The 12,642-nt window shown below is 69.6% G+C and carries 10 protein-coding genes and 1 riboswitch; of the genes, 5 read left to right on the top strand and 5 right to left on the bottom strand.

What is annotated here, in order from left to right; translation table 11 throughout:
- Positions 1–187: 187 nt before the first annotated feature.
- Complete coding sequence (locus tag ABZV94_RS00210; RefSeq protein WP_356335558.1) at positions 188–1,141, top strand: IclR family transcriptional regulator C-terminal domain-containing protein; 954 nt, start codon at positions 188–190, stop codon at positions 1,139–1,141.
- 99 nt (positions 1,142–1,240) lie between these two features.
- Positions 1,241–1,678, top strand: a complete 438-nt coding sequence (locus tag ABZV94_RS00205) for an SsgA family sporulation/cell division regulator (protein WP_356335555.1) — start codon at positions 1,241–1,243, stop codon at positions 1,676–1,678.
- 202 nt (positions 1,679–1,880) lie between these two features.
- On the opposite strand, the gene ABZV94_RS00200 is transcribed toward ABZV94_RS00205, so the two are convergent.
- Positions 1,881–3,305 (bottom strand): YibE/F family protein, encoded by a 1,425-nt coding sequence (locus tag ABZV94_RS00200; protein WP_356335553.1) that lies wholly within the window; start codon positions 3,303–3,305, stop codon positions 1,881–1,883.
- A gap of 71 nt (positions 3,306–3,376) precedes the next feature.
- A riboswitch (TPP riboswitch) is annotated at positions 3,377–3,554 on the top strand.
- Here ABZV94_RS00200 and thiC point away from each other — a divergent pair.
- A complete protein-coding gene (thiC, locus tag ABZV94_RS00195) occupies positions 3,547–5,331 on the top strand; it encodes a phosphomethylpyrimidine synthase ThiC (RefSeq protein WP_356335551.1) in 1,785 nt (594 codons plus the stop codon). (Overlaps the previous riboswitch by 8 nt.)
- Positions 5,332–5,448: 117 nt before the next feature.
- Here thiC and ABZV94_RS00190 read toward each other — a convergent pair whose 3' ends face one another.
- The 3 genes from ABZV94_RS00190 to ABZV94_RS00180 all read right to left on the bottom strand — a co-directional run bounded on the left by ABZV94_RS00190 (position 5,449) and on the right by ABZV94_RS00180 (position 8,998).
- A complete protein-coding gene (locus ABZV94_RS00190; protein WP_356335548.1) occupies positions 5,449–6,312 on the bottom strand; it encodes a hypothetical protein in 864 nt (287 codons plus the stop codon).
- 181 nt (positions 6,313–6,493) lie between these two features.
- Positions 6,494–7,573 (bottom strand): metallophosphoesterase, encoded by a 1,080-nt coding sequence (locus tag ABZV94_RS00185; protein WP_356335546.1) that lies wholly within the window; start codon positions 7,571–7,573, stop codon positions 6,494–6,496.
- A gap of 312 nt (positions 7,574–7,885) precedes the next feature.
- A complete protein-coding gene (locus tag ABZV94_RS00180) occupies positions 7,886–8,998 on the bottom strand; it encodes a LacI family DNA-binding transcriptional regulator (RefSeq protein WP_030982269.1) in 1,113 nt (370 codons plus the stop codon).
- Between the two features lie 454 nt (positions 8,999–9,452).
- Between ABZV94_RS00180 and hisC the strand changes: the two genes are divergently transcribed.
- Entirely contained in the window at positions 9,453–10,532 is a 1,080-nt protein-coding gene (gene hisC / locus ABZV94_RS00175) for a histidinol-phosphate transaminase (protein WP_356335544.1), read from the top strand.
- A gap of 13 nt (positions 10,533–10,545) precedes the next feature.
- On the opposite strand, the gene ABZV94_RS00170 is transcribed toward hisC, so the two are convergent.
- Positions 10,546–10,923, bottom strand: coding sequence for a cyclophilin-like fold protein (locus tag ABZV94_RS00170; RefSeq protein ID WP_356335542.1), 378 nt, complete (start codon positions 10,921–10,923; stop codon positions 10,546–10,548).
- Between the two features lie 208 nt (positions 10,924–11,131).
- On the opposite strand from ABZV94_RS00170, the gene ABZV94_RS00165 reads away from it, so the two are divergent.
- Positions 11,132–12,640 (top strand): cytochrome ubiquinol oxidase subunit I, encoded by a 1,509-nt coding sequence (locus ABZV94_RS00165; protein ID WP_356335540.1) that lies wholly within the window; start codon positions 11,132–11,134, stop codon positions 12,638–12,640.
- The last annotated feature ends 2 nt before the right edge of the window (positions 12,641–12,642 follow it).

Raw genomic sequence — 12,642 nt, 5'->3', positions numbered from 1 at the left:
GGAGCCGGTCACCCGTGACGGAGGGCCGGTTCCCTCGGGCGGGGGAAGTTTCACGCGGAAGCCGTCCGCGGGCGGTGGCGGCGGTTAAAGTCCGGAACTCCCCACGGGGTCCGGCCCCGTGGGCGGCGCAGACCCCCCTCCGTGCTCTTCCTCGCACGGGCTGCCCCTCGCGCTCCGGGAGTGACCCTTGGCCACGGTTGACACCGCACCGGCGGAACCCCACGCACCCCCCGCCCCACCGCGCTCCTGCGCGCCCCCCGTCCAACGACCGGTGCCCCTGGCCGTCCCGGACCAGCCACAGGCGGCGGACATCCCCGGACCTCCGCGTGCCGCGGACCGCTGCGGACCACCGCCCTCCGCCGGCCGGCCGGGATCACCGGCCGCCCCCACTCCCACCTCCACGCTCATCGGCTCCGTCCAGCGCGCCATGCGCCTGCTGGAGACCGTCGCCGCGCACGCCTACGGTGCCACCGCCAAGCAACTCGCCCGTGAGACCGGGCTCGCGCTGCCCACGGCGTACCACCTGCTGCGCACCCTGGTCCACGAGGGCTATCTGCGCCGGGAGAAGGGGCTGTTCTTCCTCGGCGACGCGGTGGAGCGACTGGCCTGCAGTGGAGCGCAGCAGAAACGTCGCAGCACGGTGGCGGACACGCTCGCGCACTGGCGGGATTCCATCGGTGTGCCGGTGTACTACGCGATGTACCGGGACGGGGAGATCGAGGTCATGTGCGTCTCCGACTCCCGCCAGACGCCCGCGGTGGAGGAGTGGGCGGACTTCCGCGAGACCGGCCACGCGCACGCGATCGGACAGTGCCTGCTCTCCCAGCTGGACGAGGACGCCCGGCGCGACCACCTCGCCCGGTACCCCGTACGGCCCCTCACGCCGTACACCGTGCGGGACAACGACGCGCTGCTGCGGCGTCTGACCCGGATGCGGCGCATGGAACCGGTGGTGGAACGCCAGGAGTACGCGGTGGGCACCGTCTGCGCGGCGGTCCCGATCACGGTGGGCACCACCGCGGCCACCATGGCCATCTCCCTGCCCCTTCAGCAGGCCGACCGGCTGATGCCCGCGGCACAGCGGCTGCAGGCGGAGATCGGGCGGCATCTGGGATCGCTCACTCTCTCTATCAGTATGTGAAAACTTACTCCTTGTGATCTCCCGTGTACTTTCAGCAAGATTTGACCACGGTCAGAGGGATCAATCCCGGCCAGTCGATGTCATATGACGGGATAGGCGATGCGCGAGTCCGTACAGGCAGAAGTCATGATGAGCTTTCTCGTGTCGGAGGAGCTCTCCTTCCGCATCCCGGTGGAGTTGCGCTACGAGACCTGTGATCCGTATGCCGTACGCCTCACCTTCCATCTGCCCGGCGATGCGCCCGTGACCTGGGCATTCGGCCGGGAGTTGCTGATCGACGGGGTCGGCCGCCCGTGCGGGGAGGGGGACGTGCACATCGCCCCCGTCGACACCGAGGTGCTGGGTGAGGTGCTGATCCGGCTTCAGGTCGGCGGCGACCAGGCCCTGTTCCGTTCGTCGGCGCCGCCGCTCGTGGCCTTCCTGGATCGTACGGACAAGCTCGTGCCGCTCGGCCAGGAGGGCGCGCTCGCCGATTTCGACGCTCACCTCGACGAGGCCCTGGACCGCATCCTGGCCGAGGAACAGAGCGCCGGCTGAAGCGTCACTGCCCGGGTAGGCGGGCGATCCGCCGTGCCGCGTGGGACTGTGCAGGAACGCTTCTGCGGCGGGGGTCCGCTCCGGCGGGCCCGCCCCTGCACGGTGGCCCTCTGCGCGGTGACCTCCCCTGCGCGGTGGTCTCCCCCTGAGCAGCGGACCCTCCGACTAGGGACAAAGCGCTTCCGGCACCCCTTCCCCCGCGTCACCGCTTCCGGCGTCGGCCCCGTCCGCCGCGTGCCGGTGTGCGCTGTGCCCCCACGGGCGCGGTGGCAGCGGGGCCGGGCCGGTCGGCCGACACGACGAGCGCGGCCAGCGCGGTGGTGACCGGCACCGAGGCGACCAGACCGATCGAGCCCACCAGCGTGCGCACGATCTCCTCGGCCACCAGCTCGCTGTTGGCCACGGTGCCGACGCTGCTCTGCGCGATCGAGAACAGCAGAAGGAGCGGCAGTGCGGCACCGGCGTAGGCGAGCACGAGGGTGTTGACCACGGATGCGATGTGGTCGCGGCCGATGCGGATGCCCGCCCGGTACAGTCCCCGCCAGCCCATCGACGGGTTGGCCTCGTGCAGCTCCCAGACGGCCGAGGTCTGCGTCACCGTCACGTCGTCCAGGACGCCGAGCGAGCCGATGATGACGCCGGCCAGCAGCAGACCGCTCATGTCGATCGACGGATACAGGCCGTGGATCAGGCCGGTGCTGTCGTCCGTGTTGCCGGTCAGGGCGGCCCAGCCGATGAACAGCGAGCCGAGCACGCCGATCAGGCAGAGTGAGATCAGCGTGCCGAGCACCGCCACCGACGTACGCGCCGACAGACCGTGGCACATGTACAGGGCGATCAGCATGATGGCGCTCGAACCGACCACGGCCACCAGCAGCGGGTTCGCACCCTCCAGGATCGCCGGCAGGATGAACAGCGTCAGGACCAGGAAGCTCACGGCCAGGGCGACCAGCGCCATGACGCCGCGGAGCCGGCCCACCACCACGACGGCGACCGCGAAGATCCCCGCGAGCAGTGCCATGGGGAACTTCCGGTTCACATCGGTCACCGAGTACTGCAGATCCTTGGGGGCGGAGGGCTCGTAGGCGACCACGACCTTCTCGCCCTGGTCCAGCTGTCGTGACTGGTCCGGCTGCACGACCTCGGTGAAGGTACGGCCCTTGTCCTTGCCGGTGTCGACCCGGATGGTGGCCTTCTTGCACCGTTCGTTGGCCTTCGCCTCCGCCGACGCGCCCTGCGCGGTGGAGGTGGCGCCGGTCGGGCTGCTGCCGGACGCGTTCACCGACTTGCAGCTGACCTCGACGACCCGGGTGACCGTCGCCTGCTGGGTCTGCCGGTCGAAGCCGACGCCGGTGCGTTTATGGGAGGGGGCCTGCCCGGGCCAGAGCACCACGAGGCCGACCAGGACCGCAGCGGTGAAGGGGACCAGGATCGCCGCGATGACCTTGCGCAGGTGCTGGGAGACGGGCGCCGCGGGGCCGTGACTGTGACTGTGGCCGTGCGAGTGGCTGTTGCCGTCCGAGTGATCGTGGCTGTGTGGACGGTGGCCGTGTCCGTCGCCCTGTTCCGGGTCGTCCCGGCGGGGCGGCTCGGGCGGCTGGTAGGGGTACTGCTCGATCCTGGTCACCGCCCGATCATCGCAAGAACGGTGGGGGCCCACTGTTCACCGCGCCACACATGACGCTAGCGTGGAGGCACCTTTGCACACGCGGGAGCTCGGAGCACCGGGCTGAGAGGGCGCTGACCTCCGTACACGCGATGTTTCACGTGGAACAAGAGGTGTTCCACAGGAAATGTCGGCAGACGGAAACCGCTGCGTCGACCGCTGAACCTGTTACCGGGTAATGCCGGCGTAGGGAGTAGGTCTCATGGCCAACAAGGACACACGCACGCCTGCCTCCATCCAGGACGAGAAGTCCCAGGAGGCCGGGAAGTCCATCGGCTGGCACAAGGCGTACGTCGAGGGCTCACGCCCCGATCTGCGCGTGCCGGTCCGTCAGGTGCACCTCACCAACGGGCAGTCGGTCACGCTGTACGACACGTCGGGCCCGTACACCGATCCACTCGTCGACACGGACGTCCGCCGCGGTCTGCCGCCACTGCGGGAGAACTGGATCATCGCGCGCGGTGACACAGAGGAGTACGCGGGTCGGCCGGTCCGTCCCGAGGACGACGGGATCAAGCACACCTCGCCGCGCGGCGGGCTGCGGAACCTCGACGCGGTCTTCCCCGGACGCCCGCGTCAGCCGCGGCGGGGCCGCAACGGCCAGGCGGTGACGCAGCTGGCGTACGCCCGCCGGGGCGAGATCACGCCCGAGATGGAGTTCGTGGCCCTTCGGGAGAACGTGTCCCCTGAGGTGGTCCGCGAGGAGATCGCGGCGGGCCGGGCCGTGCTGCCGGCCAACGTCAACCACCCGGAGATCGAGCCGATGATCATCGGCAAGCGGTTCCTGGTGAAGGTGAACGCCAACATCGGCAACTCGGCGGTGACCTCCTCCATCGAGGAGGAGGTGGAGAAGATGACCTGGGCGACCCGCTGGGGCGCCGACACGGTCATGGACCTGTCCACCGGCCGCAACATCCACACCACCCGCGAGTGGGTCCTGCGCAACTCCCCCGTCCCCATCGGCACGGTGCCGCTCTACCAGGCCCTGGAGAAGGTCGACGGCAAGGCCGAGGAACTGACCTGGGAGATCTACAAGGACACCGTCATCGAGCAGGCCGAGCAGGGCGTGGACTACATGACGGTCCACGCGGGCGTCCGGCTGCCGTACGTCCCGCTCACCGCCAACCGCAAGACCGGCATCGTCTCCCGCGGCGGTTCGATCATGGCCGCGTGGTGCCTGGCGCACCACAAGGAGTCGTTCCTGTACGAGAACTTCGAGGAACTGTGCGAGATCCTCGCCGCCTACGACGTCACGTACTCGCTGGGCGACGGCCTGCGGCCGGGCTCCATCGCGGACGCCAACGACGAGGCACAGTTCGCGGAGTTGAGGACGCTCGGGGAACTCAACAGGATCGCCAGGCGTTTCAACGTACAGACCATGATCGAGGGCCCGGGGCACGTCCCGATGCACAAGATCAAGGAGAACATCGACCTTCAGCAGGAGATCTGCGATGAAGCTCCGTTCTATACGCTCGGCCCGCTGACCACGGACGTCGCGCCGGCGTACGACCACATCACCTCCGGCATCGGCGCCGCGATGATCGCCTGGTGGGGCACGGCGATGCTCTGCTACGTCACGCCCAAGGAGCACCTGGGCCTGCCCAACCGGGACGACGTCAAGACCGGCGTCATCACCTACAAGATCGCCGCACACGCGGCGGACCTCGCCAAGGGGCATCCCGGAGCGCAGGAGTGGGACGACGCCCTGTCCGACGCTCGCTTCGAGTTCCGGTGGGAGGACCAGTTCAACCTCGCGCTGGACCCGGACACGGCTCGGGAGTTCCACGACGAGACGCTGCCTGCGGAGCCCGCCAAGACGGCGCACTTCTGCTCCATGTGCGGCCCGAAGTTCTGCAGCATGAAGATCTCGCAGGACATCCGGCGTGAGCACGGCGGCAGCCGGGCCGAGATCGAGGAGGGCATGGCCCAGAAGTCGAAGGAGTTCGCGGCGGCCGGCAACCGGGTGTACCTGCCGATCGCCGACTGAACGACGCATGCGGAACTCGTCGCGCCGGCCGGTCCGATGGCGGCCGGCTGGTGCGACGGGCGCCGTGGGGTGCGCGGCCGGCCGGGGTGACGGCGGCGGACCGGTGGGCCGCTCGGGTCACTCGGGCCGGTGTTCCGGGCCGCCGAAGTCCGGGCTCGTGTAGTCGGGGCTGGTGAAGCTCGGGCGGCCGGTCCCGGTGCCGTCCTCGGGGCTGGTGAAGCCGGGGCGGTCGTAGCCGAGGCGCGGGATGCGGCCGGTCGGTGCGGGCGGGGTCGGCGGATGCGCCGCGGGCGGGCCGGGCTCGCTGAGTGCCTCCCGGAGGAAGGGCAGGATGCCGCGCTCCAGCAAGGCGTCCCGCCAGGCCTCCTTGGCCCTGGCCAGTTCCTCGTGGGCCGCGTCCCGTGCCCGGTCGTCCGCCGGGGTGCTGTTGCGCAGGGCGGTGAGCAGCAGTCCGACCGCGGCGACGAGGATCGCCGCCGCGGTGATGGCACCGAACACCCAGCCGGCGGTGAGCATGGTCCGGGCGAAGGCCTGGCCGGGGTCGAGCATCTTCAGGATGTAGCCGACGAGCAGGAAGATCACCGCGGCGGTTCCGGAGAGGACGGGAGCCAGGACGGCGATGACCGCGATGGCGCCCGCGCCGGCGCTCTCGGCGGCTTCGCCGAGGGTGGTGGCGAGGCCCGTGGCGGTCGCCCCAGGGTCCGCTTCCTCGGAGTCGCCGACGGCCGGCGGACCGGACAGCGCCGGGTGGCGCAGTGCGTCGCGCAGCTTGACGTAGTGCTGGTACTCGGCCGCCGCGGCTGCCGTGATCAGGGCGGAGGCGTTGAGCGCCATGGTGCGCAGTTGTTCGGAGTTGAGCCGCTGTCCGACGGCGGCCAGTTCCGGTCGGTGCGGTGCGGAGCGCAGCGCCTCATCGAGGAGCCGCTCGAATTCCTGGCGGTCCTCGCTCTGCAGGTGCTGCGGAACGCTGTTCATGTGCATCCCCCGATGCTCCGTAGGGCTTGGGGCTCGCACGCCGGCGAGCCGTCGGGCAGAAACGGAGGGGAGCCTGCTACGGATAAGCCGATGGTAGAGCCGTGACGGCGCGCGGTGACAGGGGATTGCCGGAATTTGCGGTCCGGCCTGCGCGTACGCGGCTGGGGGAGGTCCGCCCGACGAACGGTCAGTTGTCCAGGGGCAGTTGCTGGACCAGCAGCTTTCCGGCCATGGTCACTCCGCCGTCCATGGCGATGGCCAGTCCGTCGGCGTAGACGTGCGGTCCCTCGACGACCGGGCGGGTGCTCTCCTCGCCGTCCTCGGAGCCGACCTGGCCGAGGAGATAGGGAATGGGGCTGTGCCCGTGAACGACCCGGGTGCCGCCGTACGTATCGAGGAGGGAGCGCACGGCGTCGGCGCCGCCCTCGTCGCGGAAGGAGAAGCGCTTGGTGAACTTGCGGAACAGGTCCCAGACCTCGTCGGCGTCGTTGCGGGTCAGAGCCTCGCGGACGGTGTCGTTGACCGCTTCGATGGAGTCGCCGTAGTCGAGGTAGGCGGTGGTGTCGGAGTGGAGGAGCAGATAGCCGTCGACCTCCTCGACGGCGTCGAGGCGGGCCATCCACTGCAGGTGGTGGTCCTGGAGGCGGTCCATGTCGGTCTTCTGGCCGCCGTTGAGCAGCCAGGCCGCCTGGAAGGTGGCGGTGCCCGCGCCGGAGTTGACCGGGGTGTCGCCGAACCGTTTGGCGCCGAGGAGCAGCAGCTCGTGGTTGCCCATGAGGGCCTTGCAGTAGCCGCCGGCGGCCGCCGCCTCGGCGGACAGCCGCATGACCAGGTCGATGACGCCGATGCCGTCCGGGCCGCGGTCGGTGAAGTCGCCGAGGAACCACAGCCGGGCGGTGCCGGCGCACCACTGGCCGGAGGCGTCGATCAGGCCCTGCTCCTGAAGGGCCGCCACCAGCTCGTCCAGGTAGCCGTGGACGTCACCGACGACGTAGAGCGGGCCGGGCCCGGTCGCGGGCTGCGGGGCCGGGGCGGCGGGGGCGGGCTCGACGGGGACCTGGAGGGTGTCGCCGCGGTTGATGACGGGCAGGTCGCGCTGGGTGGGGGTGTAGCCGTCGGGGTACGCCTCGTCGGTGGGCGGCACCACGTCGCCGGGGTGGACGTGCTGGACGTACGGACCGGTCTCGTGGACGTACGCGGGTACCCGGAAGTCGCGCAGCGTCGCCGTCCGCTCCGCCTCGGGTCCCTGACCGGCCCCCTGAGTCATCAGACCCCTCCACCATCGCGCCGCATCTGCACCGCTTCGGACTGCCTGGTCGCAGCGGTCCGCGGTGTCGTGGGCCCATCATAGGAATGCGCGTCGCGCCGTGTGATGACCCAGGGGTGGTGAATCGGAACAAGACTCCAGTTCACCGCGGCTTTCGCCCCGTTTGGGCAGATGTTCGGCCTGCTGGCGGCCGGACGATTCCTCGGTCCGGCGGGTTCGCCCCGCCCGGACCGTGCCGGCCGGTCCTCCGCACCGGCCGGTCACCTCTTCCGCACCGGCCGGGCCCCACGCGGGCCGGTGCGGCGGGTGGTGCTACTTCTCGTCCGGTGTCCGCGGCGGGCTGACCGTCGTGCGCGGGGACCGCCGCTGGGAGGAGGTGCGCACGATCAGTTCGGTCGGTATCACCTGCTCGACCGGCTGGTCCGACTCGACGCCCTCGATGGCGTCGATGAGGAGCTGGACGACGGCGGTGCCGATGCGGCGCGGCTTCAGGGACAGGGTGGTGATGGGCGGCTCGGTGCTGGCGTACACGGTGGACTCGCTGCAGCACACCAGCAGCAGGTCGTCGGGGACGCGCAGGCCGTAGCGGCGGGCGGCGGCGAGCAGGTCGGTGCCGTTGGGGTCGAACAGCCCGTACACCGCGTCGGGCCGGTCGGGGCGGGCGAGCAGCCGGTCGGCGGCGACGGCACCCGCGCACGGGTCGTGCGCGGGGTAGGCCTCGTAGACCGGGTCCTGGCCGACCCGTTCGCACCAGCGCAGGTACGCGGTGGTCGACAGGTGGGTGTACGTGTCCGTCGTGGTGCCCGTGAGCAGGCCGATGCGGCGGGCGCCGGCGGCGGCGAGGTGGTCGAGGATGCCGAGTACGGCCGCCTCGTGGTCGTTGTCGACCCAGGCGGTGACGGGGAGCGCGCCGGCCGGGCGGCCGTCCGAGACGACCGGCAGGCCCTGCCGGACCAGCTCGCTGACGACCGGGTCCTGGTCGGAGGGGTCGATGACGACCGTGCCGTCCAGGGCGACGTTGGACCAGACGTCGTGGCGGGAGGTCGCGGGCAGGATGACCAGGGCGTAGCCGCGGGCGAGCGCGGCCGAGGTCGCGGCCCGGGCCATCTCGGCGAAGTAGGCGAACTCGGTGAAGGTGAAAGGTTCATCCCCGTACGTCGTCACGGTCAGGCCGATCAGACCCGACTTGCCGGTACGGAGGGTGCGGGCGGCGGCCGACGGCCGGTACCCCAGCCGGTCGGCGACCTCACGGACATGGCGCCGGGTGGCATCCGGGAGCCGGCCCTTGCCGTTGAGGGCGTCGGACACGGTCGTGATGGAGACCCCGGCGGCGGCGGCGACGTCTCTGATGCCCGCCCGGCCCGGCCGGCTGCCTCGACGTGAGGTTTCCGCGCGGCTCACCTGGTGCTTCCCTGCTGCTGTCATGGCGAGCCGATAGTAGGGCTCATGCGGTGGGGTAGTGCGGACGCATATGCACGCGTTGACAGGCACGTTTCTGCATGGTCATTGGAGGTCAACTTCCTTGGAACCCAAGGTTGTTGACCGATCCAATAGTAAGACGTGACTTGTCGACGCGGATGGACCTACCAAGTCCCCGATGTCTCGAAGAGGTCTCAACTCACCTTCACGGGGGACGCGCGCCACGGCGCAAGCTACCGGCGCATAGATATATGTACGGCGCGCCCCCCGAAACGTACGCCTTCGTACGGGGATGCCCTGGATGCCGGTGGAAGACGTGAGCTTGGCAACCTCCCGGCGGCGACGGCCGCACTGCCGGCCCTCCCGCACCTGTTCGCAGCGGCGCCGAATCCTCTTAAGGTGAGGAGTATTGGATGCCGGCGGTGTCGACGGGCCGCCGGTGGTCGCGAGGAGGACTGCGGTGAGCGAGACGAGCCCGAAGCTGCGCGCCGAGCTGGAGGGTATCCCCACCTACAAGCCGGGGAAGCCGGCCGCGGCCGGCGGTCCGGTCGCCTACAAGCTGTCCTCCAACGAGAACCCGTACCCGCCGTTGCCCGGCGTGCTGGAGAGCGTGACGGCGGCGGCCTGCGACTTCAACCGCTACCCGGACATGGCCTGCACCGGGCTGATGAACGAGCTGTCCGACCGCTTCGGTGTGCCGCTCTCCGACCTGGCCACCGGCACCGGTTCGGTCGGCGTCGCCCAGCAACTGATCCAGGCCACCAGCGGCCCCGGTGACGAGGTGATCTACGCCTGGCGGTCGTTCGAGGCGTACCCGATCATCACGCAGATCAGCGGCGCACGCTCGGTGCAGGTGCCGCTGACGCCGGGCGATGTGCACGACCTGGACGCGATGGCGGACGCGATCACCGACCGGACCCGGCTGATCTTCGTCTGCAACCCCAACAACCCGACCGGCACGGTGGTGCGGCGGGCCGAACTGGAGCGGTTCCTCGACCGGGTGCCCGCTGATGTGCTGGTGGTGCTGGACGAGGCCTACCGGGAGTTCATCCGCGACCCCGAGGTGCCCGACGGTGTCGAGCTGTACCGGAAGCGGCCCAACGTCTGCGTCCTGCGGACGTTCTCCAAGGCCTACGGGCTCGCCGGGCTGCGCGTCGGTTTCGCGATCGCCCACGAGCCGGTGGCGGCGGCGCTGCGCAAGACGGCGGTGCCGTTCGGGGTGAGTCAGCTGGCTCAGGAGGCTGCGATCGCTTCGCTGCGGGCCGAGGACGAACTGCTGGGCCGGGTGGGTTCGCTGGTGTGCGAGCGCACGCGTGTGGTCGACGCGCTACGGGCCCAGGGCTGGACGGTGCCGGAGACGCAGGCCAACTTCGTATGGCTGCGGCTCGGGGAGAGCACGGTGCCGTTCGCACAGGCGTGTGAGGAGCACGGGGTGGTGATCCGGCCGTTCCCGGGCGAGGGTGTGCGGGTGACGGTCGGGGAGGCCGAGGCGAACGACATCTTCCTGAAGGTGGCGGAGGGGTTCCGCAAGGAGCTGTAGTCCGGCGGCAGCCCTATTCGTCGATCAGCTCCACCCGGATGGGGTCGCCGTCGGGTACGGTCGCCAGCAGGTCGGCGTCCCCCTCCACGCTGCCGAGAACATTGCACGGGCTCGCGAGGCGGCACTCCTCGCCTCGCGAGATCGGCGTGGGGCCGTAGGGGAGGGCGAGTGCGTCGCCGTCCGTCCAGAAGGCCACCGTGCCTGGTTCCACGATCTGTCGCGCGTCCGTTTCACGTGAAACCGAGACGCCTGTGTCGAAATACACCTCCTCACCCCATGTGCGCGCGGTCGAAGCGAGGGGTAGCGCCTTGGCCAGAGCCTGGGCTGTCGGGGTGGTCGCGTCGAGGGTCGCGGTGACGTTGCCCGCGGGCCAGGAGATGCGTATCTGCATGGCGGGAAATTCAACAAGATGTTGAAGTCGCTGCCAAGACCTTGACGTGACGGCGGAGGGGGGACCCCCCTCCGCAGGCTGAAAATCAGTGCGTCATAATGGCTTGTGAATGTGAACGCGTTCACAAGCGCGTCCCGTTTGCTCCTTATGTATGCAGCAAAAGGGGCGAACCGCCGCTGTACCACGCCGTAGTAAGGAGAGTGACGACGTGGACCTGGCTTTGGCGCCGGAGACACTGGCGCGCTGGCAGTTCGGCATCACCACCGTCTACCACTTCCTGTTCGTTCCGCTGACGATCTCCCTGGCCGCGCTCACGGCCGGGCTGCAGACGGCCTGGGTGCGCACGGAGAAGGAGAAGTACCTCAGGGCGACGAAGTTCTGGGGCAAGCTCTTCCTGATCAACATCGCGATGGGTGTGGTCACCGGCATCGTGCAGGAGTTCCAGTTCGGCATGAACTGGTCCGACTACTCACGCTTCGTCGGGGACATCTTCGGCGCCCCGCTCGCCTTCGAGGCGCTGATCGCGTTCTTCTTCGAGTCCACCTTCATCGGCCTGTGGATCTTCGGGTGGGACAAGCTGCCCAAGAAGATCCACCTGGCCTGCATCTGGATGGTCTCGATCGGCACGATCCTGTCGGCGTACTTCATCCTCGCGGCGAACTCCTGGATGCAGCACCCGGTCGGCTACAAGATCGACAAGGCCAGGGGGCGGGCCGAGCTGACCGACTTCTGGGCCGTGCTGACCCAGAACACCGCTCTCAGCCAGGCCTTCCACACCCTGTCCGCGGCCTTCCTGACCGGTGGTGCCTTCATGGTGGGCATCTCCGCCTACCACCTGGCCCGCAAGAAGCACATCCGCGAGATGAAGACCTCGCTGCGGCTCGGCCTGGTCACCGTGGTCATCGCCGGCCTGCTCACCGCGGTCAGCGGCGACACCCTCGGCAAGGTGATGTTCAAGCAGCAGCCGATGAAGATGGCCGCCGCCGAGGCGCTGTGGGACGGCCAGAAGCCGGCGCCGTTCTCGATCTTCGCCTATGGCGACGTGGACAAGGGCCACAACACCGTGGCCATCGAGATCCCGGGTCTGCTGTCCTTCCTCGCCGATGACAGCTTCACCTCGTACGTGCCCGGCATCAACGACGTGAACAAGGCCGAGCAGCAGAAGTTCGGGCCCGGTGACTACCGGCCCAACATCCCCGTCGCCTTCTGGGGCTTCCGCTGGATGATCGGTTTCGGCATGGCCTCCTTCGCCATCGGGCTGGCCGGGCTCTGGCTGACCCGGAAGAAGTTCATGCTGCCGCAAGCCCTGAGGGTCGGCGAGGACGAGGTCCCACACCTGGTGCTGTTCAAGAACAAGGCGCTCAGCCCGACGCTCACCCCCTGGTACTGGCGCATCGCGACCTGGACCCTCGCCTTCCCGCTGATCGCCAACTCGTGGGGCTGGATCTTCACCGAGATGGGCCGTCAGCCCTGGGTCGTGTACGGCGTCCTGCAGACCCGGGACGCGGTCTCCCCCGGCGTCTCCCAGGCCGAGGTCCTCACCTCGATGACCGTCTTCACCGCGCTGTACGCCATCCTCGCCGTGGTCGAGGTCAAGCTGCTCGCGAAGTACGTCAAGGCCGGCCCGCCCGAGCTGACCGAGGCCGACCTCAACCCGCCCACGAAGATCGGCGGCGACACCCGTGACGCCGACAAGCCGATGGCCTTCTCGTACTAGGC

Source organism: Streptomyces sp. NPDC004658, from assembly GCF_040609555.1.
Lineage (GTDB): Bacteria > Actinomycetota > Actinomycetes > Streptomycetales > Streptomycetaceae > Streptomyces.
This window is presented reverse-complemented; position numbering and strand designations above follow the sequence as displayed.